25 protein-coding genes are annotated in these 24,618 nt (G+C 48.0%); 18 read left to right on the top strand and 7 right to left on the bottom strand.

The genetic code is table 11. From position 1 onward, the window contains the following. Positions 1 to 69 precede the first annotated feature (69 nt). Entirely contained in the window at positions 70 to 1,026 is a 957-nt protein-coding gene (locus AVZ68_RS16315; RefSeq protein WP_157404688.1) for a class F sortase, read from the bottom strand. A 70-nt stretch (positions 1,027 to 1,096) separates the two neighbouring features. After that, a complete protein-coding gene (locus AVZ68_RS16310; RefSeq protein ID WP_245628157.1) occupies positions 1,097 to 2,317 on the bottom strand; it encodes a copper amine oxidase in 1,221 nt (406 codons plus the stop codon). 549 nt (positions 2,318 to 2,866) lie between these two features. Between AVZ68_RS16310 and AVZ68_RS20950 the strand changes: the two genes are divergently transcribed. The 4 genes from AVZ68_RS20950 (at position 2,867) to modB (ending at position 7,043) form a co-directional block, all read left to right on the top strand. Next, positions 2,867 to 2,998 carry a hypothetical protein gene (locus AVZ68_RS20950; protein WP_281176638.1) on the top strand — a complete coding sequence of 44 codons (132 nt, stop codon included), beginning with the start codon at positions 2,867 to 2,869 and terminating at the stop codon, positions 2,996 to 2,998. Between the two features lie 682 nt (positions 2,999 to 3,680). Then, positions 3,681 to 5,390, top strand: a complete 1,710-nt coding sequence (gene abc-f, locus AVZ68_RS16305; protein ID WP_059105637.1) for a ribosomal protection-like ABC-F family protein — start codon at positions 3,681 to 3,683, stop codon at positions 5,388 to 5,390. Positions 5,391 to 5,583: 193 nt separating this feature from the next. Further along, positions 5,584 to 6,381: a molybdate ABC transporter substrate-binding protein gene (gene modA / locus AVZ68_RS16300; RefSeq protein WP_059105636.1), complete on the top strand. Its 798-nt coding sequence runs from the start codon at positions 5,584 to 5,586 to the stop codon at positions 6,379 to 6,381. Next, positions 6,378 to 7,043: a molybdate ABC transporter permease subunit gene (gene modB / locus AVZ68_RS16295; RefSeq protein WP_059105635.1), complete on the top strand. Its 666-nt coding sequence runs from the start codon at positions 6,378 to 6,380 to the stop codon at positions 7,041 to 7,043. Before modA ends, modB begins: the two co-directional genes overlap by 4 nt. Here the strand turns inward: modB and moaC are convergent. Further along, positions 7,040 to 7,537, bottom strand: coding sequence for a cyclic pyranopterin monophosphate synthase MoaC (gene moaC, locus AVZ68_RS16290; RefSeq protein WP_059105634.1), 498 nt, complete (start codon positions 7,535 to 7,537; stop codon positions 7,040 to 7,042). The genes modB and moaC overlap by 4 nt on opposite strands. Before the next feature lie 85 nt (positions 7,538 to 7,622). Between moaC and AVZ68_RS16285 the strand changes: the two genes are divergently transcribed. From AVZ68_RS16285 to fdhD, 11 genes are all read left to right on the top strand, one after another. Further along, positions 7,623 to 8,894 carry a molybdopterin molybdotransferase MoeA gene (locus tag AVZ68_RS16285; RefSeq protein WP_059105633.1) on the top strand — a complete coding sequence of 424 codons (1,272 nt, stop codon included), beginning with the start codon at positions 7,623 to 7,625 and terminating at the stop codon, positions 8,892 to 8,894. Further along, complete coding sequence (mobB, locus tag AVZ68_RS16280) at positions 8,876 to 9,400, top strand: molybdopterin-guanine dinucleotide biosynthesis protein B (RefSeq protein WP_059105632.1); 525 nt, start codon at positions 8,876 to 8,878, stop codon at positions 9,398 to 9,400. The genes AVZ68_RS16285 and mobB overlap by 19 nt, the downstream gene beginning before the upstream one ends. 1 nt (position 9,401) lies before the next feature. Further along, the gene (locus tag AVZ68_RS16275; protein WP_059105631.1) at positions 9,402 to 9,872 is read left to right on the top strand and encodes a molybdenum cofactor biosynthesis protein MoaE; all 471 of its coding nucleotides are present in this window, start codon (positions 9,402 to 9,404) and stop codon (positions 9,870 to 9,872) included. Beyond that, complete coding sequence (gene moaD / locus AVZ68_RS16270; RefSeq protein ID WP_059105630.1) at positions 9,859 to 10,089, top strand: molybdopterin converting factor subunit 1; 231 nt, start codon at positions 9,859 to 9,861, stop codon at positions 10,087 to 10,089. The genes AVZ68_RS16275 and moaD overlap by 14 nt, the downstream gene beginning before the upstream one ends. 2 nt (positions 10,090 to 10,091) lie before the next feature. Continuing rightward, positions 10,092 to 10,727, top strand: a complete 636-nt coding sequence (mobA, locus tag AVZ68_RS16265) for a molybdenum cofactor guanylyltransferase (protein ID WP_059105629.1) — start codon at positions 10,092 to 10,094, stop codon at positions 10,725 to 10,727. Further along, entirely contained in the window at positions 10,724 to 11,737 is a 1,014-nt protein-coding gene (gene moaA, locus AVZ68_RS16260; RefSeq protein WP_281176639.1) for a GTP 3',8-cyclase MoaA, read from the top strand. Before mobA ends, moaA begins: the two co-directional genes overlap by 4 nt. A gap of 21 nt (positions 11,738 to 11,758) precedes the next feature. Then, positions 11,759 to 12,271 carry a MogA/MoaB family molybdenum cofactor biosynthesis protein gene (locus AVZ68_RS16255; protein ID WP_281176637.1) on the top strand — a complete coding sequence of 171 codons (513 nt, stop codon included), beginning with the start codon at positions 11,759 to 11,761 and terminating at the stop codon, positions 12,269 to 12,271. A gap of 100 nt (positions 12,272 to 12,371) precedes the next feature. Then, a complete protein-coding gene (fdhF, locus tag AVZ68_RS16250; RefSeq protein ID WP_059105626.1) occupies positions 12,372 to 15,332 on the top strand; it encodes a formate dehydrogenase subunit alpha in 2,961 nt (986 codons plus the stop codon). Next, positions 15,325 to 15,984, top strand: coding sequence for a helical membrane plugin domain-containing protein (locus AVZ68_RS16245; protein ID WP_059105625.1), 660 nt, complete (start codon positions 15,325 to 15,327; stop codon positions 15,982 to 15,984). The genes fdhF and AVZ68_RS16245 overlap by 8 nt, the downstream gene beginning before the upstream one ends. A gap of 104 nt (positions 15,985 to 16,088) precedes the next feature. After that, positions 16,089 to 17,360: an L-lactate MFS transporter gene (locus tag AVZ68_RS16240; protein WP_059105624.1), complete on the top strand. Its 1,272-nt coding sequence runs from the start codon at positions 16,089 to 16,091 to the stop codon at positions 17,358 to 17,360. A gap of 17 nt (positions 17,361 to 17,377) precedes the next feature. Then, entirely contained in the window at positions 17,378 to 18,181 is an 804-nt protein-coding gene (gene fdhD, locus AVZ68_RS16235; RefSeq protein WP_059105623.1) for a formate dehydrogenase accessory sulfurtransferase FdhD, read from the top strand. A gap of 80 nt (positions 18,182 to 18,261) precedes the next feature. On the opposite strand, the gene AVZ68_RS16230 is transcribed toward fdhD, so the two are convergent. Further along, the gene (locus AVZ68_RS16230; protein WP_059105622.1) at positions 18,262 to 18,531 is read right to left on the bottom strand and encodes a hypothetical protein; all 270 of its coding nucleotides are present in this window, start codon (positions 18,529 to 18,531) and stop codon (positions 18,262 to 18,264) included. Between the two features lie 255 nt (positions 18,532 to 18,786). Between AVZ68_RS16230 and AVZ68_RS16225 the strand changes: the two genes are divergently transcribed. Continuing rightward, complete coding sequence (locus AVZ68_RS16225) at positions 18,787 to 19,797, top strand: zinc-binding alcohol dehydrogenase family protein (RefSeq protein WP_059105621.1); 1,011 nt, start codon at positions 18,787 to 18,789, stop codon at positions 19,795 to 19,797. 119 nt (positions 19,798 to 19,916) lie between these two features. On the opposite strand, the gene AVZ68_RS16220 is transcribed toward AVZ68_RS16225, so the two are convergent. After that, positions 19,917 to 20,288 (bottom strand): hypothetical protein, encoded by a 372-nt coding sequence (locus AVZ68_RS16220; RefSeq protein WP_059105620.1) that lies wholly within the window; start codon positions 20,286 to 20,288, stop codon positions 19,917 to 19,919. A gap of 97 nt (positions 20,289 to 20,385) precedes the next feature. Continuing rightward, the gene (locus tag AVZ68_RS16215; protein WP_437182706.1) at positions 20,386 to 20,958 is read right to left on the bottom strand and encodes a DNA-3-methyladenine glycosylase I; all 573 of its coding nucleotides are present in this window, start codon (positions 20,956 to 20,958) and stop codon (positions 20,386 to 20,388) included. Positions 20,959 to 21,161: 203 nt separating this feature from the next. Between AVZ68_RS16215 and AVZ68_RS16210 the strand changes: the two genes are divergently transcribed. Beyond that, positions 21,162 to 21,788, top strand: coding sequence for a hypothetical protein (locus tag AVZ68_RS16210; RefSeq protein ID WP_059105618.1), 627 nt, complete (start codon positions 21,162 to 21,164; stop codon positions 21,786 to 21,788). Between the two features lie 68 nt (positions 21,789 to 21,856). Here AVZ68_RS16210 and AVZ68_RS16205 read toward each other — a convergent pair whose 3' ends face one another. After that, positions 21,857 to 22,534 carry a PspA/IM30 family protein gene (locus tag AVZ68_RS16205; RefSeq protein ID WP_059105617.1) on the bottom strand — a complete coding sequence of 226 codons (678 nt, stop codon included), beginning with the start codon at positions 22,532 to 22,534 and terminating at the stop codon, positions 21,857 to 21,859. Between the two features lie 176 nt (positions 22,535 to 22,710). Between AVZ68_RS16205 and AVZ68_RS16200 the strand changes: the two genes are divergently transcribed. After that, a complete protein-coding gene (locus AVZ68_RS16200; RefSeq protein ID WP_245628159.1) occupies positions 22,711 to 24,402 on the top strand; it encodes a PucR family transcriptional regulator in 1,692 nt (563 codons plus the stop codon). Positions 24,403 to 24,618 lie beyond the last annotated feature (216 nt).

Here is a 24,618-nt window from a genome sequence, read left to right as displayed (position 1 = left end):
AGAGCGGACTTGATCCTGCCGTTCTTCCAGAACTTGTCGCTCGTGAGCAAGGCGCCTGCGCATTTCGGATTAGTCCTGTGTTGATGCTGTCTCGGATTCCTGCCCGTTCTCGTCGACGGCGGTGACGCTATACGTGAACTCATCAGCCTCGGGATCGGTGTAACTTTTGCGCTCATGGGTAGAAATGCTAGCGACGTGTTCCTGGCTACCATCCGCGTCTTCGCGGTAGACACGGTAACCAACAATGCCCTCTTCGCGAACGGCATGCCACGTGACAAGAGTTCCGTTTGCTTCAACATTGGTAGGGGACGAAGGGGGATCCTGTGAAGTTGTTTTTTCCTCTTCCTTAAGCTCGGTGTAGACGACCAACCGTTCTTCATGGGTGCCTGCGCCGCGGTCAAATAGCCCTGTACAGGTGATCAAGTTTAAACGTTGACGATCAGAGGAACCAAAAATCTCCTCCATCGGTGCGTCTAAGCGGTCGTAGCTTTCCTTTCGTTGAACAACGAAGACAAGCTCTGTTCCTTCTTCATCTTCGACAATCACCTCATCGCCTTCTTGAAGTTCTTCTAGTTCAAAGAAAACGGCAGGGCCAGTGTAGCCATCTACATGACCTGCAAAGACCGCGTTGCCTTGCTCCCCTGGCATAACGCCGGGTTCAAACCAGGCTACGTCGTCTTCATTTGCCGGAACGCCCATCTGGCCATTGTCAAGGATGCCGACGTCTTCAATCGCAGCGTTGATCTCAAGGGATGGAATCTTGAGCGTTGAAGGCTTGATTCCTGTTTCTTCTTCGCTAGAGCCCTCGCTGTCGTAGTCATTTTCATCTAACATAAAAAATTCATCGGAAGGCGCCTCTTCTTCGCTTGCTACAACCGGTGTGTCCGTTTCTTCTGTCCTCTCGATGTTGTATGGTTGGTCTGATGGGCTCTCTTCTTCCTGCTGTACAATGGTTTCAGCTGAAACTACATATAAAATGCCCACGGTCAGGATAAAGGTTATCATCATAACGCTGAATCGCTTCACCACATTCACCTACCTTTTAGCTGATGTTAGTAGAAAGAGGAAGAGGGGAAAGCCTCTTCCTTTATCAAACCTATGCGTTGTTGCCCATTCGTTTGCGAATCACATATCCGCCAGTACCAATAACGGCTGCCGCAAAAGCGATATAGGCCATCATCATTGTCGCGCTAGTTGTTTGGCTTGCTCCGCCAAGACCCGTTTGTGGCATTTCCTCAGGCATGACCTCTCCACCAAATTCAGCTGGCATCTGCGTAACAATCGCATCTCCAAGCACTTCGCCAATGTCGAACATCATGGCATACCCTTCACGGAAAGACTCATACGTGCTTTCATAGTCCTCGGATACATAGTGATCAAAGGTGTTCACCACATTCTCTTCATGAGCCCATACGGCTTCTTGTGCAGCTTCCACTGGCAGGTTTCCTTCAGTCGCTGTGCCTAGGAATTCACCAAAGTCCATGGCGAACGTTTCCAGGTCCGCAAGAGCCTGTTCACGAGCTTCGTCGTTTCCTTCAATGGTAGCGGCAACTAGATTGCTTTGTGCGTCAATATGATTGCCCTGCCAAATGCGCTCGAATTCCGCCGCACCTTCAGAACCATAAATGGACTCAATCGCTGCTTTGAAGTCAGCGGTGTGCATATCTTCTGCCCAGATGACAAAGTCAAAGTCTTCGGCTTGATCAAAGCCTTTTTGCATTTCAAGTGTCGCTAGCGCGTAATGTTCGCCTGCAAGATGATTAAGCGTTGCGCGCAAATCTGAAGCTGGTGTATCTACCGCTGAGCCTTCAAACATGTCTGGGTTCTGGGCGACAATCGCACCGGATAAGGCTTCTCCAATATCGAACATGCGGTCGAACCCTTCACGGTAAGAGCCATACGCTTCCTCGTACTCTCCAGCAACGTAATGATCAAACGTATTTAGGACATCCATTTCGTGAGCGCGAATGGCTTCTTCAGCGGCTTCTTGTGGTAGGTTTCCGTCCGTTGTTATGGCAAGAAATTCTGAGAATTCAAGGACAAAATCCTCAACTTCTTCCTCAGCTGCTGCTCTTGCATCGGCATCTTCATTTTGTGTGGCTTCAACGATATCGGCCGTGTAATCGTTATGTTCTGTAAAGATACGGTCGAATTCCGCCGCTTCTTCTTCACCGTAGATGCCTTCAATCGCTGTTACCATGTCGGCTGAGTTTTCATAAAGTGCGCCCTCAACCTCTTCCCAGTCGGCATCTTCGTCATACGCCTTTTGCATCGCTGATACAGCCAGTACAAAGTGCTCTGACAGTAAGTGATCCAAATCCGCTCGAAGGTCAGCTGCTGGGGTAACGGCTGTAGGTTGCTGCTCGCTGTAGGTTGCTGCTCCGCGGCAGACGCAAACGTCGATGGAACGAGTAGTGCCATCGTACTTGCGGCGATGGCTGTTTTCTTAAACATGGATTTCTTCATAACTTGAAACACTCCCTCGTTTTGATCTTTGTGATCTTTGCTAAGGTAACGAGGGCAGATGGGGAGTGGATCACTTTTTTGATGAATTTCTTGTAGAAATGTTGTTTCGTATGCTGAAGAACTGAAGCACAGGAATGGGCAACACAAAAAAGGCTACTGGCGGGTTGCCAATAACCTTTCTTGTAACAAGTGCTCCAGAATCAAGCCAAGGGTTCTAAAGCTTGTTTGGACGTTATTAATGTTTGTGTTCAATTTGAAACTATTTGTACAGGCACTAGTTGATCTGGGCAAGGGCCGTGTCCTAATCGTCTACAATCCGTATTATAATCGGGGTGTAAGGTCATCTATGACTTTACGCTTCACGTTCCCTCTCGTGGCTGTATAGGGAGGGGGTGATGGTATGTTGGAGGGCATCGCCGTCTTGGTTGTGTCGAAGCTTATAGAAAGGCTTTGGAACAGCAAAAAGGCAAGGAAAGTGTTAGCAGCACTTATCCTTGCCATGGCGCTATCGGTTCGAGAACCGATAGCTTGATCACCATATCATCAGTGTATGCATATGCAGGTTCATTGCCTGCATACATCCCTATACAGATATTCTAACAGACATTGTTTAATTAATCTAGTGCCACCTCAAAGCTGAGTACCTAGTTAAAATTATTTGACACCATGCACCCCTTCCTATAAACTACAAGTAATCTTAGACAGAAAGGAACGGTACTCGGCCAATGAAGCAGTAATCTCATCATTCAAAGGGAAATCTCGAATCAAATGTTTGAGAAGCACCTAGAGAGTATGGGATACGTCTGGCCAAATATACCGTTTGAGCGCTGAGGGATTTTTCTCAACGCGTTTATTTCCGTATACCCCGGCAGCATTTTCCTAACCTCTCTAGGTCAACTAGGGAGGTTTTTTTGTCTAGCTCCGGCGGGTAGAAGCTCGGGATTTTTCAGTCCTGCACCGAAATCCAAATTCGGGATTTCTAGAGCAGGCCTTCCAAAATCCGTGCTTCTGGACGACCCGCCTGCGCTTTTCGGTATTGTCTAGCTCCGGTGGGCAAAAGCTCGAGATTTTTCGCCCTGACAACGAAATCCAAGTACAGGATTTCTTATGACAGGTCTCCAAAATTCTCGCTTCTGTTCGACCCACCTGCGCTTTTCGGTGTTGCGATGGATTAAGCACTCATTTGAAACACAAAAAACAAATGAGGTGAGATGATGAGGAAGTTGTTTGAGGCACAAGGGTTATCGATTGCCTTTGGTGAGAAAGTGATTATCGAGGATGGACAGTTAACGGTCGAGCAAGGCGATCGCATTGGTTTGTGCGGAGGGAATGGTGCCGGAAAGACGACGCTTTTAAGGCTATTGTTAGGTAAGATGGAAGCGGATTCCGGAAAAATTCGTGCGTTCCCTGAAACACTTAACATTGGGTATTTGCCGCAATCTCTCGAAATGAAGGGGCTAGGTCGCATTGAGGATTATGGAAAGCTCCTTCAAGAGCTAAGCCGCTTTGGAATGGAGCACGAAATCAGTTGGGAGAAAGAAAACATTCACACGCTAAGTGGAGGAGAGAAGCTCAAGCTAGCGCTCGCGACGGTAATGGCGAAAAACCCAAGCCTCCTTTTGCTTGATGAGCCTACCAATCATCTGGACGCTAGAGGAATGGAGTGGCTTGCTAAAGTCCTCCGGTCGTTTGAGGGGGCCGTGGTGCTCATCTCCCATGATCGTCGCTTTCTTGATCAGACGGTCAATTGTGTACTAGAGCTTGAGAACGGGAGATTAACAAGCTATCAAGGGAATTACTCCGAGTATAGAAAAGAGAAGGAGCGAAAGCGAGACGCTCTGGCAAAGGCGTACGATAAACAGCAGAGGAAGATACGGACGATTGAAGAGCAAGTCGAGCGATTGTCACAGTGGTCGGATAAGGCACACCGGGAAGCTGGAAAAAGAAAATCTGAAACCGACAGCAGGCAGATGGGCTTAAAGGAGTATGACGGGGTCAGAGCAAAAAAGAAAGACAAACAAATCAAATCAAAAATGCGGAGGCTGGAAACAGAACTTGAGAAAGAACAAGTGGAAAAGCCGGGTGAGGATTCTACGGTTTCTTTCCAATTTCAACCGACGAGGCAGAGAGGCAAACGAGTCGTAGAGGCCAAAGGTATTGCCAAATCGTTTCGCGATCGTGTGCTGTTTGCCAAAAGTCATTTTTATGTCAAACATGGGGAGAAGGTAGGGCTTCACGGTGTGAACGGCGTAGGAAAAACAACGCTTATTCGCATGCTGCTCGGCGAGGAGGCCATAACCAAAGGCTCGCTCTGGAAAAGTCCATCCTTAAACATTGGCTATTTAAAGCAGGATAGGGATGACCTGCCTCTTGATCAAACGGCGCTCGAGTATTTAAATGTTGCTCGAGAAGAGATGGCGCTTGTTCGAACGATGCTTGCGAACATGAATATAGCAGCAAAGGAGCTAGAGCAGCCGTTGAGAACATTTAGCCAGGGGGAGCGAACGAAAGTCAAGCTTGTCGCAATGATTCGTAAGGATTACGATGTTCTCATTTTGGATGAACCCACCAATCACCTTGACTTGCCAAGCAGAGAGCAGCTTGAGGAGACGCTTGCGCAGTATAAGGGAACATTGCTCGTTGTTTCCCACGACCGGTACTTCGTCGACAAGCTTTGTGACAAACTGCTTGTTATAGAGAAACAGAGAATCAAGCGAGTCGAGAGCGGTCTTTCTGAATTTGAAGAAAGAAGAACCCAGCAGATAGATCCTGCAAAAAAGGATAGAGAGGACGAGTCAGCTCTCAGAGAGATGAAGATGAGTGAGCTGCTTGGTCGTTTGAGCTTAACGGAACCTGGTTCTCCTGAATATGAGCGACTAAATGATGAACTAGAGCAGTTCATGCGTGAAGCAAAACACAACTAGAGCATAACTGGGAAAAGCTGTCCTAATCAGACGGCTTTTTTGTCGAGAGAAAATAAGGTATTCTGGTTAAGAAGAAAGTAAAATGGCCTCATTCTTATTCGGGGTCACTAAAGATGTTTGCGCCTGAGGAAAGAGTGAAGATTGGTGTGAGCATGACTCTTGTATATCCATTAGAATGAGGAGCGAGAAAGGCATGGAACCACACTCAAGACGAGGAAAAAGAATAGGACTTGCTATTCTCCTTCTCACTACGTTTCTACTCAGTGGTTGCCGTACACAGGCAGAAGAAGCCGAAGTTGAACTCGTCGTTTCGGCCGCTGCGAGTTTAAAAGAGAGCATGGAAGAGGTTGAACAGGAATTTTCCAGACAACATCCGGAGATTCGATTAATTTTTAATTACGGCGGTTCAGGAGGGTTGCGAAGGCAAATTGAACAGCGCGCGCCCGTTGATCTTTTTTTATCGGCTTCCAAGCAGCATTATGAGGAGCTGGTGCAAAAGGGGTTGCTGCTTGAAAGTGAGGGAGCTTTTATACATAATGCATTGGTAGCCGTTGCGCATCACGATAGCGAGTTAGGGGAGAAACACGTTGCCTGGTCGGAGGCAGGAAGAATGGCAGTGGCGACCCCAGAAATCGCTCCGGCTGGACGCTACACCGAGCAAGTATTGACTTCTTTAGGGCTTTGGGACACGTTACAAGATCAGCTCGTGTTCGGAAAGGACGTTCGTCATGTGCTAACCATGGTGGAGCAACAAGGGGTAGAGATTGGCTTTGTCTACCAGTCGGACATGGAACATGCTCAACAAGTTGAATTGATCCATGAGTTTGACTCATCGTTGCACGAGCCCATTGGTTATTTTGCTGGGGTGCTAGAGAGTAGTGAACATCAAGCGGAAGCCATTTTATTTGAGCAATTCTTAAGAGAGCCAGAAGTGCAGGCGATTTTCCGCGATCATGGGTTTGCCTCATCGGATACGGAGGCAAAGCGATGAACGAATCTTTTTGGTTTCCGGTTCAGCTTTCCATCCTGGTTGCTAGTATCGCGACAGGTTTAGTGTTCGTCATTGGAATTGTCTTTGCTAGATGGTTCACCTTAAAAAGCTTTAAAGGGAAGCTGTTGTGGGAAACGCTATTCTTATTGCCGCTTGTTCTGCCTCCGTCGGTCATTGGGTTCCTCCTGATCATTGTTTTCGGAGCCAATAGCTGGATCGGCCGAACGTATGAAGCGATTTTTGACAGCTCGATTGTCTTTACACCGGTGGCTGCGGTGCTTGCCGCTCTTGTTGTGGCGTATCCGCTAATGTTTCAGTCCGCGAAGGCCGGGTTTCTTTCTATTGATAGAGATATTGAAGGGGCTGCTCGTGTAGATGGTGCTTCCGAATGGCGCGTGCTCGTCAGTGTGGTGATTCCTCTTGCAAAGAGGTCTTTGCTTGTTGGGGCTGTTTTGAGTTTTACAAGAGCACTCGGGGAATTCGGGGCAACGCTGATGTTTGCCGGGAATATCCCCGAGCGGACGCAGACGATTCCAACAGCGATCTATATTGCGCTGGAATCAGGGGACACGGGGCTTGCTTTTGCCTATGTGTTCATTAGTGTAGCGAGTGCTTTTGTGTTACTGACCATTGTACAACTTGGCAACAAGCGGCATGCTTAATTCGGCTCGGTGGAGCGTTTGTAGTCCCCGCTTTTCCCGCCGGTTTTTTCTTCCAAGTAGGTTGCTCCGCCGATGACCATGCCTTTGTCAACGGCTTTACACATGTCATAGACGGTTAAGGCGCAAATAGAGGCAGCCGTTAGGGCTTCCATTTCTACGCCTGTACTCCCCTTTGTTTTGACAAATGCGGTGATGAGCAGGTGATGGTTCTCGTTTTCCTGCTTCCAATCAAAGGAAATGTTGACGCCACTAATCGGAATCGGGTGGCACATGGGGATGAGGGAAGACGTTTGTTTGGCAGCCATAATGCCGGCCACTTGGGCCACAGATAGAACATCGCCTTTTTTCATTTGATTGGTGGTGATTTTGCTATAGATCTCCTCGCTCACGGTAATGCTCGAATGAGCAGTAGCTGAGCGGTAAGATTCAGTTTTGTCGGTAATATCGACCATCTGGGCTCTACCCTGGTCGTTGAAATGAGTAAATTCGGTCATGGCAATGGCCTCCTGTTTTCTAGAGTGAACTGAGGTGATTGTACCATGTCTTTCATCTATATAAAAAAGAAAGGAGCAAGGAGAGATGGTTGAAAAACGAAAGCCCATCCGCGTAGCCGAAGCGGTTTCACAAGTGATGGCGTATGCGGGCGATGGCCAAAAGGAAAAAATCTCAATACAGGAGGCGTACGGACGAGTTCTAGGAGAGGATCTGATTGCCACGCACCCGGTGCCTCCGTTTGACCGGTCCCCTTATGACGGGTTTGCGATTCGTTCCAAGGATTCGCAGGAAGCGTCGAAAGAGAAACCAACGGTCTTCAAGGTGGTAGAAACGATTGGGGCTGGCTTTGTGGCCACTCAAGAGGTCGGCGCCTTTGAAGCGGTTCGGATCATGACAGGAGCGATGCTTCCAAGCGCTTGCGACGCGGTGGTCATGCTAGAGTCTACCGAAGAGTTTACAGAGGACACAGACCATTTTATGTCGATCAAGCATGCGTATCAACCCGGAGACAATGTGTCATTTCAAGGGGAAGATACGGAGCAAGGGACGGTTCTAGTAAGAAAAGGAGAGCGTATTAGCCCAGGAGTGGTGGCCGTGCTTGCGACGTTTGGCTATGAAGAAGTGGTTGTTGCCAAGAAACCGCTCGTCGGTGTTCTGGCAACGGGCTCTGAGCTTTTGGCTGTCGGGGAGGAACTTCAACCTGGGAAGATTCGCAACAGCAACGCCGAAATGGTTGGCGCTCAAATCGAGCGAGCAGGCGCGACGGCGAAGCATTTCGGCAAGCTCTCGGATGATTTGGAGGAATGCTACGAGCTGATCAAAGAAGCCGCTCAGCAAGTCGACATATTAATCACCACTGGAGGCGTCTCTGTAGGGGATTACGATTTCCTTCCGGAGGTGTATCAAAAGCTTGGGGCTGAGGTTCTGTTTAATAAGATAGCGATGAGGCCAGGGAGTGTGACGACTGTCGCTTACTGGAACGATACCTTCCTGTACGGGTTATCCGGAAACCCCTCGGCCTGTTACGTAGGGTTTGAGCTGCTTGTACGACCGGTGGTGCAGACTCGACTTTTTAATGAAACGCCTCACCTCCAGAAGGTTCAAGCTAGGCTTGGCGAAGACTTTCTAAAGCCAAATCCGTTTACACGATTTGTTCGCAGTAAGTTGAGCATCCGGAAGGAAGGGCTGTTTGTTTCTCCAAGCGGGTTTAACAAGTCGAGTGCGGTGACATCGCTTGCCGCCACGGATGTGTTTATGGTGTTACCAGGAGGAACGAAGGAGTTTAGACAGGGCGACTCTGTCGACCTCTTACTTCTTGAGTCCAATGAAGGCAGTGAGTGGCCTTGGGCAGAGTAGCGCCCGTTCTGCAAGTCGTAGGCTACAAGAATAGTGGCAAGACAACGGCTATGGCCAAGTTTATTGAAGCGGGGGTTCGCGCTCATTTGAGAATGGCTTCGATCAAGCACCATGGCCACGGTGGGAAACCAGAGCCAGCGGAGAGTCAGAGAGACAGTGAGAGGCACTTTCAAGCAGGTGCGGCAATCTCAAGTGTAGAAGGAGAAGGCGTTTTACAGATGATCGCTCGGCAGGAGCATTGGGCGCTTGAAGATATCCTCGCGATTTATCAGTCGTTTCAGGTAGATGCCGTCCTTGTAGAAGGCTACAAACGAGCCGCTTATCCGAAAGTGGTGATGGTCGGTAAGCAAGAAGATGTGCAGCTGCTTGGGGAATTGACAAATGTTTGCGCGGTGATCAAACCTACGTCTGTAGAGTTGGAAAGTTTGAATTGCCCTGTTTTTTCCAGGGAGGAAGAACTGGATTATCAAGAGTGGTTCCTGCATTATATAAAGAAGGAGAAATAAGATGAAGCATTTCATTGTGACAGAGGACGTCCTTTCGCTTGACGCTGTCCATCAAAAAGTTGTTCGAAGAGAAGCCGGAGCGGTTGTCAACTTTGTGGGGACTGTGAGAGAATTTACGAAAGGACGGCGCACGGTCTCGCTTGAATACGAGGCTTATGTCCCGATGGCGGAGAAGCAGCTTGAACGGATTGGCGAAGAAATTAAAGAAAGGTGGCCGGAAGCGGTCACGGCCATTTCTCACCGGATCGGACATCTTTATATCTCTGAAGCGGCCGTGGTCATTGCCGTGTCAACGCCTCATCGCAAGGACGCATATGCAGCCAATGCGTATGCGATTGAGAGAATCAAAGAAATTGTGCCAATCTGGAAAAAGGAACGCTGGGAAGACGGAGAAGAGTGGATTGGCGACCAGCTGGAACAAAAGAGCTATCCATCAGGGAAGCCAGAAGGAGGGGCGAGTGATTCACATTAAATGTTTTGCCCACGTAAAAGAGAAGATCGGGAGCGACGAAATAACGGTGAATTATCAAAAAGTTACTGTCGGAGCACTGCTTCAGGAGTTAGCGGAGAGGTACCAGTTTAGCAAAGAGCAAATAATGGTGGCCGTCAATGAAGAATACGCTTACCCTGAAAACGTCGTTCATGCTGGTGATACGGTCGCCTTAATCCCACCAGTGAGTGGAGGGTGAGAATGAAAAAAGAGGTGGTTGGCGTTGTCCTTGCCGGAGGAGAGTCTCGCCGGTTTGGCAAGCCCAAAGCATTTGCTAGGTATAGAGGTAAGCTTCTATACGAGCGTGCTGTAGCCTCGCTCACCCCTCATGTCAGTCAAGTTATAGTTGTCAGCCACCCCGAGCTAACGTCGTGCTTTCCGAAACAAGACAAGGTCTCTGTGGTGGAAGATATCGAGCCATACAAAGGAAAAGGCCCTCTTGCCGGTTTGTATGCGGCGATGAAGACGACACCGGCCCATTGGTATATCGTCCTCGCGTGTGACATGCCACTCATGGATGCAGCCACGGTAGGGAAAATTGCCGCACAAAGAGACGGAGCACACCAGGCGGTGGTGCCACATGTTCAGTCAAGACTACAGCCCCTAGCTGCAGTCTATCATCAGGAAACGGTTGTTCAGTTGGAACGGCAGCTGGCTTCGGGGGACTACCGGATGAATCAATTTTTGGACAGAGTTAAGGCGAAGCATCTAACAGAACACGATTTACATGTACCTATAGATACGTTTTGTAATGTGAACGACCAAGAAGCGTTTCGCTCTTTGTTGAGCGAGGAGACGCTTCTTCCATCTGATTTTCAGAGAAAGGAGAAGGGCTGATGAAACCGATCAGAGATCAGTACGAGCGCCCACTGCGAGACATTCGCATCTCTGTGACGGATCAATGCAACTTCCGCTGTTCCTATTGTATGCCAGCGGAGGTATTCGGGAAAGATTACGCGTTTCTTCCCGAAGAAGAGTGCTTGACGTTTGAAGAGATTTACCAGGTGGTCAGCGCTGCAGCCGAGTTAGGTGCTGAAAAAGTAAGGATTACAGGCGGAGAACCGCTTCTGCGGAAAAACCTTTCCGAGTTGATCGAGAAGCTCGCCACCATAAAAGGAATTCGCGACATTGCTTTGACCACCAATGCGGTCCTATTAACAAAGTATGCTCGGGACCTTAAAGCTGCCGGGCTCCAGCGCGTCAACGTTAGTCTTGATGCGATTGAAGACGACGTCTTTAAAAAGATGAACGGGCGCTCGGTGGGGGTTCGCCCTGTACTCAGAGGGATTGATGCGGCCAGAGAAGCTGGACTTGGAGTGAAAATAAATATGGTGGTGAAAAAAGGCGTGAACGACGGACAAATTCTCCCTATGGCCACTTATTTTAAAGATGAGGGCCTCACGCTGCGGTTTATTGAGTTCATGGATGTGGGCAGTACCAACGGCTGGAACTTCGACTCGGTCGTAACGAAGAAGGAAATCATTCAAATGCTTGATACAGAATTTGATGTTTACCCGGTAGAGGAAATGTACTACGGGGAAGTGGCAAGTAGGTATCAATATAGCGGGACTAAGACAGAAGTTGGGGTCATTTCTTCCGTATCTGAATCGTTTTGTTCTACGTGCACGCGTGCCCGGGTTTCGGCAGAAGGAAGGCTTTTTACTTGTTTGTTTGCAACGGAAGGATATGATTTAAAGTCTCTGCTCAGAAATTCTGCGAGCTACGAGGAAGCGCGGGAGGCGATCGCGTCGATTTGGCGCCGAAGAACGAATCGATACTCGGACGAGCGAACCGAAGAAACAGCGAAGCAACGCGGCAAAATTGAAATGTCGTATATTGGCGGGTAATTAAAGTACGTTCGTTAGGAGGTGGGGCATACGGAAACACATCGACAACAAGCAGCGCCCCTAAAGGCACGCTGTAAAGTAATGACGGTGAGCGATACAAGAACGCTGGAGACAGATAGAAGCGGTCAATGGATTAAGGACAAGCTCCTAGAGGAAGGACATACAGTAGAAACGTCTCTTATTATCCCTGATGAGCAAACAGAGATTAAGAAGGAGCTACGAGAAGGAATCGAAAATCACAACATCGATGCGATTCTAATTAATGGTGGAACGGGCATTGCCAAACGAGATGTAACGATAGAGGTCGTGCAGGCTTTATTAGAAAAAGAGCTGATTGGATTTGGTGAGTTGTTTCGCTACCTAAGCTATGAACTTGATATTGGCTCCTCAGCTTTGATGTCTCGGGCAACAGCAGGTGTCGCCTCGAATACGGCGATATTTGCTTTGCCAGGTTCAACTGGAGCCGTAAAGCTAGCAATGGAGAAATTAATTTTGCCTGAGCTAGGGCACATCCTCATGGAATTGCGAAAATAAGAAGGAATAATAGGGAGACGAGTCGAAATAAAGGTTTCAGTCTTACTAAATTGGGTAAACTAGGTAGCGAATCTAGGTAAAAAAGAGGGGGTACGTACGATTGTCTGATCATTTAGAACTCGTTCTCAACGGAAGAAGGATGGCGGCCAAAGAGAATCAAACGGTGCTCGATTTGCTGACCGAAGAGAAAGTAGAAGTGCCGAGCCTTTGTTATCATCCAAGCCTGGGGCCGATTGAAACGTGTGACACATGCATTGTCAGCGTGAACGGCGAGCTTGTTAGGTCTTGCTCCACCCAACTAAAGAGTGAAGACCGTATTAGCACGATTGGTCCTGAGGTTCATGAAGCCCAACTCATTGGCATGGACCGAATTCTTGGAAATCATGAGCTTTATTGCACGGTATGTGACTACAATAATGGGGGCTGTGAAATACATAATGCCGTCAAAGATATGAAGATTAGTCATCAAGGCATTCCTTTTTCGCACAAACCTCATGAGGTGGATCGTACCAACCCGTTTTATCGTTATGATCCTGACCAGTGTATTCTTTGTGGACGCTGTGTGGAGGCGTGTCAAGATGTGCAAGTGACCGAGACGCTCTCTATTGATTGGGATTTAGAGCGCCCTCGTGTGATTTGGGACAAAGATTCGCCGATTAACGAATCGTCCTGTGTTTCCTGCGGTCACTGTTCAACGGTCTGCCCGTGCAATGCGATGATGGAGACCGGGATGGAAGGGGAAGCCGGCTTTCTAACTGGGATTCAAGACCCTTCGATGAGACCAATGATTAACATTATCAAGAATGTAGAAACTGGCTATGAATCGATTATGGCCGTTTCTGACATGGAAGCAGCGATGAGAGAAGAACGGATCGAGAAAACAAAAACGGTCTGTACCTATTGCGGGGTAGGGTGTAGCTTTGACGTTTGGACAAAAGATCGCCAAATCTTGAAAGTGGAACCTCAAGTGGAAGCCCCAGCGAACGGAATTTCTACATGTGTTAAAGGGAAGTTCGGCTGGGACTTTGTAAATAGCGAGGAGCGTCTCACAAAACCGCTGATTCGCGAAGGCGATGCGTTTCGAGAGGCGGAGTGGGAAGAGGCGCTTGATCTCATCGAACGTAAGTTCAAAGAAGAAAAGAAAAAGAACGGACCAGACTCTATGGCGTTTATTAGTTCTTCGAAATGCACCAACGAAGAATCCTATTTAATGCAGAAACTAAGCCGTGCTGTCATTGGAACGAACAACATCGATAATTGCTCCCGTTATTGCCAGTCTCCGGCTACCAAGGGCTTATGGAGAACCGTGGGCTACGGCGGAGACTCTGGATCGATTACTGATATTGAAGCCGCTGAACTTGTGATTATCGTTGGTTCAAATACCTCCGAATCTCATCCGGTGCTTGCAACAAGAGTAAAGCGTTCTCAAAAGCTAAAGGGGCAAAAAGTGATTGTGGCTGACCTAAGAAAGCATGAGATGGCCGATCGTGCCAATTTGTTTGTCCAGCCAGCTCCAGGGAGCGACCTTGTTTGGCTCTCGGCCGTGACCAAGTACATTGTTGACCAAGGGTGGCAGGATAAACACTTCCTTGCAGAGCATGTCAATGGCATGGAAGAGTACATCAAAAGTCTTGAGTCGTACACACTTGAGTACGCGGAAGAAGTAACGGGCATCGAAAAAGACGTGCTCATTCAAATCGCTAAGTCTATCCATGAATCAAGCACCGTATCCGTTCTATGGGCGATGGGTATCACGCAGCATGGTGGCGGCAGCGATGCGAGCACAGCGATATCCAATCTGCTGTTGATCACGGGCAACTATATGAAGCCAGGAGCGGGAAGCTATCCGCTGCGGGGACATAATAATGTTCAGGGCGCCAGTGATTTTGGTAGCATGCCTGATCGTTTCCCAGGCTATGAGTTCGTGACCGACGATAAGGTTCGTGCTCGCTATGAAGAAGGCTGGGGCGTGTCCCTGCCAGAAGAGCCGGGGCTCAATAACCATGAAATGGTCGATGCAATTCACGAGGGGAACTTGAGGGCGATGTACCTCAAAGGAGAAGATATGGGCCTTGTTGATTCCAATATCAACTACGTCCGAGAAGCATTTGAAAAACTGAACTTCTTCGTTGTTCAGGATGTCTTCTTCTCTAAGACTGCTGAATATGCCGATGTTGTTTTGCCGGCGAGCCCAAGCCTCGAAAAGGATGGAACGTTCACGAACACAGAGCGTCGTTTCCAGAGACTTTACAAAACGCTCGATCCTTTAGGGGAGTCAAAGCCGGACTGGCAAATCATTATGGAAGTTGCCAATCGTCTGGGGGCCAATTGGAACTATGCATACCCGGGTGACATTATGGACGAAGCTGCTTCTCTTGCCCCGCTGTTTGCAGGAGTTAGCTATGATCGCTTGGAAGGCTACGATAGCTTGCAATGGCCAGTTGCTAAAGATGGGACCGATACGCCACTCTTGTTTGTAGACAAGTTTCCGTTCCCAGACGGACGAGCCCGACTCTACCCTGTGGAGTGGACCAAGCCGTTAGAGTTTGAGGAGGAATACGATCTTCATGTCAACAACGGACGGCTTCTGGAACACTTCCATGAAGGCAATATGACCTACAGATCCGAAGGAATTACCTCAAAAACGCCGAGTGTTTTTCTTGAGGTCTCTCCAGAGCTTGCACGCGATCGCGGGCTTGAAGACGGCACGCTTGTTCGTCTGACCTCTCCATACGGAAATGTGAAAGTTGCTTGTATCGTGACGGATCGAGTGAAAGGCAAGGAAGTGTACCTGCCGTTAAATGACCAAGGAGAAGGAGCGATAAACTTTTTAACAAGCAGCCATGCAGATAAGGACACGGACACTCCTGCTTACAAAGAAGTCGAGGCCAAGCTCGAAGTCCTGGAATCGAAAGGAGAAGTTCCGTTACCGAGAATCAATCATCGATATGGCCACCCGCAGCCGCAAATTGGCGTCGGCGTCGAGAAAAAATGGGCGCGGAAGGACTACACATTTCCGGGAGACCTCGTGAAAAAGAGGAGGGCGCGGCAGAATGGCTAAGGGGACAAGCGTGATCCATCGCATGGAGCTAAGTGAAGAGGAAAAACAGAGGCGCGACATTGAGCAACTTGGAGAAACGCTCGCTGAACACAAAGAAGTGATTGAAGACGTCTTTGCGCTCATGAAGCGACTGCAGGACCGAGAGGTGTGGAATACCTTAAACGCCCTCGTCGGTCAAGGGGATCAGGTGCTGGAAACTCTTGTTAAAACGGTCGACACACCCGAGATGACACGCTCGATAAAGAATGTGCTGCTGATGTTTGGAACTTTGGGGACGCTGAATGTTCAAGAACTGGAACCGCTTATTCTGAAAGTCAATACAGGTATTGCCAGAGTGGCTGACTACGAGCATCAAGGAAAAGAAGGAGGGGGCTATTTGACCCTTCTTCGCTCCTTGAAAGATCCGGAAGTTATTGAGGGAATGAACGTAGCGGTCACCTTTTTACAGGGGCTCGGTGTCAACCAAGAGGACAGAGAAAAAACAAATGAGTCCACCCCTCAGAAGGAACGAAGGCAAGGGGAAAAGGTAGAAACGACTTCAAAACGAGAAAGTCATTCTCGTGCCTCTGAAAGGGAGCGATCCCCCCGTAAGTGGTACCTTATCGCGGCAGGCGTCTCGCTACTGGCACTCCCGTTCGTGTTGAAAAAATAATCGAACGCTACACGGTGTCCACTGTATCAGTGAATCTCAATAGGCAGTGGACACCTGCACTCTTAAGTACTTTATAGCAACTTCCTTGGAAAGGGGAAACACGGATGGGCACAAACAAAACAAAAAACCGCTGGCTAATTGCGCTTGCAGCGGTCGGTATTCATATTTCGATCGGTTCGGTTTATTCATGGAGTGTATTCACGAACCCTCTCGGTGAGAAGCATGGGTGGGGGTTAAGTGAAGTTCAGTTAACCTTCAGTATCGCGATTTTATTTTTAGGGTTGTCGGCCGCGTTTATGGGGCATTTTGTTGAGAAATATGGCCCGAGAAAATCAGGGATCATTGCGACGATCTGCTTTGGAGTAGGAATGATTGGCTCAGGGCTGGCGGACCAGGTTGGCTCTCTTTACCTTTTGTATTTCTTTTACGGAGCTCTTGCTGGGACCGGACTTGGAATCGGTTACATAACGCCCGTTTCCTCTCTTGTTAAATGGTTTCCTGACCGGAGAGGGTTGGCGACGGGGCTAGCCATTATGGGCTTTGGCTTTGCTTCTTTGATTGCGAGTCCAGTGATGGAAGCATTAATTGGAAGTGTCGGCATTAGCAACACGTTTTACTTACTTGGAGCGATTTACTTTATCGTCATGATGGTTTCGTCTTTGTACCTCGCGCCACCACCTAAAGATTGGGTGCCGGCTGGAATGAAGAAACAGGACGACAAGAAGAGCAAAAAGAAGGAAAAGAAGGTACAGGGGGACCTCACCCAGCTTACGGCGAATCAAGCGGTAAAAACCATTCGTTTCTGGGCGCTTTGGTTGATGTTGTTTATCAATGTGACGTGCGGAATTGCGATTATTTCCGTTGCTTCGCCAATGGCTCAGCAAATCGCTGGATTAAGTGCAGCGGCCGCAGCTACAATGGTGGGTGTCATGGGTCTGTTTAACGGATTTGGTCGGATTGGCTGGGCTTCGGTCTCCGATTATATTGGGCGTCCGAATGTCTATACAACTTTTTTTGCGATTCAGACCGTCGCTTTCTTTCTCTTACCGAACGTGACCAACGCCCTTGTCTTTCAGCTACTCATCTTTATTATCCTGTCCTGTTATGGTGGTGGGTTTGCGTCGATCCCAGCATATATTGGCGATTTGTTCGGGACCAAACAGCTTGGAGCGATCCATGGATATATTTTAACAGCGTGGGCGGCCGCAGGCCTGGCGGGTCCTTTGATTACAGCATGGATTCATGAGGCGACCGCAAGCTATTCACTCACGATGTATATTTTTACTGCAGCATTTGTGGTTGCCCTGGTGATTTCTCTTCTTATTCGCTTGAACATACGGAAGGTTCGCCAGCAGCAGTCTGTGGAAGCTCAATGAAATGAAGGTGTAAATACGTGAACGAAATCGAAAAAACACGCCCCATTTTGCGGTACTCTCAAGGAAGCGCAGAGTGGGTCGAGGACACCGTTGCTACAGAATCCCCTGTCACGATTAAGATTAATGGGGAAGAATTTGTGACAATGGTTTGTACGCCAGAATTTATAGAAGACATGGCGATTGGCTATTTAGCCTCGGAACGAGTGATTCGCAAGTACGAAGATATTGATGACATGTGGGTGGATGAAAAGAAAGGCTTTGTTCATATAAAGACCGGAAAGCTTAATCCTTTATACCAAAACCTACAAAACAAACGCTATATCACTTCCTGTTGCGGGGCAAGTAGGCAAGGGTTTGTGTTTGCTAGTGATGCAATGGCAGCAAAGAAAATGACGAGCAGAGGCATGTCCCTTTCACCGGACGACTGTTTTCGGTTGATGCGGGAGATGCAAAGCTCCGCTGCGACGTTTAAGAAAACGGGGGGCGTGCATAACGCCGCCCTCTGTGATGTGAATGGGATCGTCCTTATGCGTATGGACATCGGAAGGCACAACGCACTTGACAAGATTTACGGCTACTGTCTGAAGCACGCCATCTCCTTACAGGACAAGCTGCTTGTTTTTAGTGGTCGAATCTCATCAGAAATTCTCCTGAAAGTAGCAAAAATCGGCTGTGAGGTCGTCCTGTCGAAATCCGCCCCAACCGAAAGAGCGCTCGAGTTAGCAGAGGAGCTTGAGATTACGACGGTGGGGTTTATTCGCAATGACTCTCTAAATGTGTACACGCAGCCAGAGCGCATCGTCTTGCCGTTAAAGGACTAAGGTAACCTAAAAAAGAGGCAGCAAATAGACCCCTTCTTAACCGGAAGGGGTCTGGTTTTTTGGAATAGGGAACGGGTGGATTAGGAATGTTTTAACGTGAAGATATCGCGGTCGTGTTCGATTAGTTTTGCTTGAATATAATGGAGTGTTTTGTTCGTTTCTTCTGCGTGTGTCTTAAGTTCTTTGCTGTCTTCTTTAAGGACAGACACATCTTTCTTGAGTACGGCTACATCTTTTTTAAGCACGGTCACATCTTCCTTGAGCTCAGCAATATCTCCTCGCATTTCCTGCATATGCCCACTTAACTCATTAAAAGCAATCATCACTTGTCGAAATTGATCGTCCGTCATCTAGTCTCCTCCTTTCTCGAAGCTTGTTTCAAGTATAGCGAATGATTTAGGGAAACGGAAGATGTTTTTTGTTCTACATTGCTTCGGAAGGAAGGAGCTTGATGGAGACACGAACAGGGAATGCAGGCTTGGGTGGTAAATTATTGACACCGCTCCATCTCATCATGCCGACCCTTGTGCTATACTAAAAAACTACATGTTTGAATTTGTGACAAAAGGCTACACAGGGACTAAGAACAGTTGGAGGGGATCTAAATGAAAGCAATTGGCTTGTATGAATATTTACCGATTGAGAAGGAAAATAGCTTAGTGGATGAAGAGCTTGCTACACCGTCACCAAAAGGACGTGACCTTCTTATCGAGGTGAAGGCGGTGTCGGTGAACCCTGTGGATACGAAACAGCGCGCGCCGAAAGACAAACAGGAAGAAGACCTTCGCATTCTCGGATTTGATGCAAGCGGTGTTGTCAAGGAAGTGGGAGAGGACTGCTCGCTTTTTGAGGTGGGCGATGAGGTCTATTATGCGGGCGATGTCACTAGGCAAGGCTCAAACGCTGAATATCAAATTGTGGATGAGCAGATTGTCGGGAAGAAACCGGAAAGCCTAACGTTCACGGAAGCAGCAGCTATGCCCCTTACCTCCATTACCGCTTGGGAGTCTTTGTATGATCGATTGGAAGTGACGGAAGAGGATCGTGGAAAGTCGATTCTCATCATCGGTGGTGCGGGAGGAGTAGGTTCCATTGCGATTCAACTTGCTTCCCGTTCGGGGTTAACGGTCGTTGCTACAGCTTCTCGTCACGAAACCGAAAATTGGTGTTACAGCATGGGGGCGGACCATGTCATTAATCACCGAGAGCGTTTATGGCCTCAGCTTAAGAATGAAGGGTTTGAGGGCGTTGACTACATTCTTTGCTTGAACGATACAGACGGGCACTGGGAGGGGATGGCCGAGTCAATCAAGCCTCAAGGGAAAATTTGCTCGATTGTGGAGAATCAGCAAATGCTTGATATGACAGCGATTCGCAGCAAGAGCGTCACGTTCTCCTGGGAGTTCATGTTCACCCGTCCCATGTTCCAGACCGAAGACAGGATCGAGCAGCACCAAATGTTAACAAGGATGAGCCAACTGTTTGATGAGGGTCAGCTGAAACACACCCTCACAAAGCGGCTTAGCCCAATTAATGCGCAAACCATGAAAGAAGCACATGCGATCTTGGAAGAAGGCCAGATGATTGGGAAGCTGGCAGTGGAAGGCTTTCAATAAAAGAAGTGGATCAACTCTCGGTGTTAGGAGAGTTGATCTTTTTATGTCTAGCTCCGAGATTTTTCAGTCCAGGCCCTCCAAAACTCGCGCTTCTGTTCGACCCGCCTGCGCATTTCGGTTTACGGGGTTAAGTTCCGCTGTTCGACTGGAACTATTTTCACTGAAACGATTTCGATGGTCCGGTCCCCTCGGTGCCTAAATTCGATAACGAACGTTCGCTCTTCTCCCTGAAGCGTAAGGGTTGGTGTGGTTTGGTCTAACTCTGCTTGAAGGAAATGCTTGAAATCACGAAACTCCTCCTCTCTGAGTTGCGCTTGTAATTCTCGACTAAAATACGAATGAACATCCTCCCGATCAGCAGTACTTGCCGCGGAAAGAAGTTCGTCTGTGGTAATGATCTTTTGCCGTTCATGAATATAGAGCCCGCAGACAAGTAAAAACCCAACGAACGCTAGGAAAAACGCAAGGATCCACTTTGTTTGAGTCCTCATGAAGCTATCACCAGCTTTTTTCTTTTACATCTAAGAGCTATGAAGTTTTCACTTCATTATAAGTTTGATCTTCTTTGTAGACAAGCGCAACTTTGTCTTAAGGCGAAGGGCGTGGAGAGAGAAAACAATCTGCCGTGTGATCATTGACAAGCCCTGCCGCTTGCATGAAGGCATAGCAAATGGTGGGGCCGACAAACTTCATCCCCGCCTGCTTTAATTGTTTGCTCATAAGTTCTGATTCGGGTGTCATTACTGGGACGTCATCGATTGTTTTTCTGTAAAAAACGAGTGGTTCACCATTTGTGAAGGACCAAATGTACGTGGAAAAGGGAATCCCTCTTGATTGGATACCTTGGTAGACGCGAGCGTTTTGAATGACGGCTTCAATCTTGCGTCTGTTTCGAATGATGGCTTTGTTTTTCATCAGTTCTGAGATTTTATCCTCGTTATAGGTAGTGATTTTTTCTGGGAGGAAATCGTCGAAAGCTTCGCGAAAGGCCTTCCTTTTTTTGAGGATCGTGTACCAACTTAAGCCTGCCTGCATGCCTTCAAGCATTAAAAGCTCGAACAATTTCTGGTCATCGTATAATGGGCGGCCCCATTCATGGTCGTGGTAATCGATATACAAAGGGTCATGATTCACCCAAGCGCAACGAGGTTTCATCTGCATCAGTCCTTTTTTAAGAAGGTTGGCTTCGAAGAGAGTCAGCTCTATTATACTAGGAAGAAGCGTTGAAGGAAATTTGGATCGTAACAATTCTCTGCTAGACTTTCCCAACTCCAAAATGTGAAAAATCTTGGGAACTTTTGTACCGTAAAGGTCGTATTTCATGTATGCTAGAAAAGGTGCAACAAGGTTTAGGGGGAAAGCAGATGAGGCAACTGTTTAGGCGAGTGACGATATGTACGCTATTCATCCTATGTTTGCTGGGACAAAGCATGGCATACGCAGAAGTGCGAATTGTGGACGATGCACAAGAACTCTCCAACTTTGCACTTTCATCTATTGAACAAGAAACGGAACATTCAGCGTTCCATTACAGTATTTTCACGTTGGAGACGCTTGGTGGAAAAACGATTAAAGAAGTGGCCCAAAAACTCCATCAGGATTCCGGGACCGTGGATGCGGTCATTGTTGTAAGCATGGAAGAGGAAGAGGCCTTCGTTCATGCTTGGGGCGAGTCAGAGTTTGACCGCACAGTGGCTAAGTTCGGCGGAAGTGACCCGTACGGGACGCTCATTGATGAAGCATTCTTTTCTGGTTATGAACACGGCGGAGTAGAAGGAGGGCTCATTTCCTTGTTATCGACGGTCGAGGGACTCTATCAAGAGAGGAAGGCCGAAGAAGAACAAGGAGCTGCCCCTGCCTCCGTACCACAGACAGGGGATGGGGATGGATTGGGGTGGATCATAGGTCTATCAGGAACGGCTATTCTCATAGGGATCTTTTTCCTTATGTGGAACAAACGTCGGAACAAAGCTGCTCAACGCAAAACATGAAACGGCCAGCGGACAAAGCACTCGACTCTAGAAAGATGAGCTTTTCCTTGTGCTTGAAAACCACCTTTCTATTCCTCCTCTTTGTTCTGAAGCTTTGCTTTCATCGCTGCGAGTTCTTTGTCAACGCCACTTGCACTCTCAAGCGTGGAAAGTTCGACGTCGAGAGATTTGTTCGCGTTCCGCAGTTCATCCGAAGACTCTGCTTCTGCTTCATGTTGTAGCACTTTCTCCTCCATGCGCTCAAACCCGTTCTTCGCACCATCACCAACGCTCGAGAGGGATTGGTTTACCTTCATGCGAGCTTTGGCACTTTCCGACCGCGTGGTTAGCGAGCGCCTCTTCATTTTCATCTCTTGGTATTCGTCTTTCATCTCACGTAGCTTCTCTTTTAGTTCCTCGGACAGTCGCTCCGCTTCTTCAACTGTCAGCCTTAGCGAGTCTGCCTGATCTTGCTGCTTCTGTTTGTCTTCAAGCACACGGCGTGCCAGGCCTTCATCCCCTGATTTTAATGCCTTCATGGCTTGCTGTTCTCGTTTTATGACGAGCGCAGCTACGTTCTCGTACTGTTTTTCCACGAGTTTTTTATTGCTCAATTGCTTAGCGATGGCGGTTTCCACTTCAAAAATGTCCTGCTCCATGTCTTTGATGAATTGATTGAGCATTTTTCCTGGGTCTTCCGCTTTGTTTAACAACGAATTCAATTCCGATGATATAATGGTACGTACGCGGTTAAAAAATCTAAACATGCCGCTGCCTCCTTATCTGGTTTCGTATCGTTACGTTTTCTGAATCGATTTAGGATTCAGTTCTCTAAGCATAAGGCAATACGCGAAGATGTGAAAGAGAAAAGTCAAAATTGATAGAATGAAAATGGTCGGTGCCAAGAAGGGCGAATGAGTAGTGGTTGGAGGTGCGGAGGTTGGTGTTTACATTGGAACAAGTGATGAGCTTAGACATTATGAAACCAGCGGTCGTAAAAACGGGGGCGGATCAGCTTGAGCATCGTTCTGTGGAATGGGTATCCATTACAGAAGCCCCGGTCGAAAACTTTGTTAGGAAAAATGAACTGGTGTTAACGACGGGGATTGGTTACGCTCATGACCCAAATTTATTCTATGAATTCGTTCGAGATGTCATTATATCAGAGGCTTCTGGGCTCGCTGTGGCAGCGGGACGATACATATACGAACTTTATGACAACGCTCGCGAGCTGGCGGAAAAACACGGGTTCCCGATCATTTTTCTTCCTTGGGAAGTACGGTTTGCGGATGTGACGCAGGCGGTTACAGCAAAACTGACCGATGCGAGGCAAGAAGAATGGCAGCAAACACAGCGCATTCAGCAAGAGCTGCTTTCATTAATGCTTGCTGGTAGCCATCTGTCTGTGCTTGCAGAGCATGTAGCTGCCAATATTGGAGGTACGGTTGTGATTACGGACCGTGCAGGACGTGTCAAAGGACAGAGTGGGACCGAAGATTGGTACACATTCATTTTTAAGGCTAGGAAAGAGTTGGAGGAGGCAAGGGAAGATGAACTGCTTCATGATCCCTTAGGCTCAAAGGTTCAAACCATAGCGTTGGAAGGGATGATGGTTTGGCAGTTGCCGATCATACAAGCCAAGGAGCATGTGCAGGGCTATTTGTATGCAATCTCTAAAGAGGAAAAGGTCATGGAAGCCGTCACAAGGCAAACGTTTCTAATCATTCTTGAGCATGCCGTAACGGCTGCGGCTTTTTGGTTTCTACAGGAAAGCACCGTTCAAGAAACAGAGGCGCGTCTTCGCGATGACTTTGTGACAGAGCTCGCGGAAGGGACGATGGAATCCAAGCCAAAGCTATCGTCTCGGGCGGCGGCGCTTGGCTATGATCTTAAAGGCTCGTATATTGCCATTGTCGGTTATCCAGAGAATATGCGGGAACTTTACAACGGTTCTCATCAAACGGCGACGTACGAGGAGTGGCAAAAAAGCATGGTGCACTATATGGAAGAGGAAGTGTATTATGCAGGCACGGCGTTAGACCGCCGGACCATGTCCACGTTCTTGCAGGACCAACTGCTTGTGTTCCTTGAAGTACCGGAAGAGGGTAGCCGTAAAACCGTGAACAGCTTTCTTGATTTGCTCTACAGGCGACTAACGAATTTGCTGCCTAATGTGGAGCTTTCCTGGGGGATCGGCGACCATGGTTCAGAACCGTTTGCCTTTCATATGCGTTACAAGGAAGCAAGGCAGGCGCTTATGCTTGGGGTAAGGCGAAAAGGAGCAGGGAGCCGCGTTTTCTATTCGGAAACGAGGGTCGACCGTGTGTTGGTTAAAATTGGCGGTGATGCAGAGCTTCGCACATTAATGGACGACTATGTCATTCCGCTTGTCCATTATGACAAGCAGCGAAGCATGGACTTGATTGGAACCTTTAACACGTATCAGCGCAATCAGAACAAAGTGACGCAAACAGCGAGAGTGCTTCATCTTCACAGACAATCGCTGCTTTATCGTCTGCGCAAAATTGAATCATTAACGGGATTGTCGCTTGCCAACCCAGATGATGTCTTTTTACTTGATTTGAGCATACGGATTTGGATGATCCGAGAAGGTCAAGAAAACGCCTTTAATTAGGCGTTTTTTTATATGAGGGCAGAGGAGAAACGGGATATATGCTCGTTGTGAAAGGGGATTTATGTATACGTTTTCAAAAAGGCTTTGCTATAACCTCCGTTCTGAAATCCTAGTCACGATAAGGCTTAAAGGGTCTATGTGCAGAATTGTCTACAATCGCCAAAAAATCTTCATACAGTTCGCGCATTGTCCGGATGCAGACTTTTGCATAGAATG

The sequence above is a fragment of the Shouchella shacheensis genome, assembly GCF_001484965.1.
Classification (GTDB): domain Bacteria; phylum Bacillota; class Bacilli; order Bacillales; family Bacillaceae_D; genus Shouchella; species Shouchella shacheensis.
This window is presented reverse-complemented; position numbering and strand designations above follow the sequence as displayed.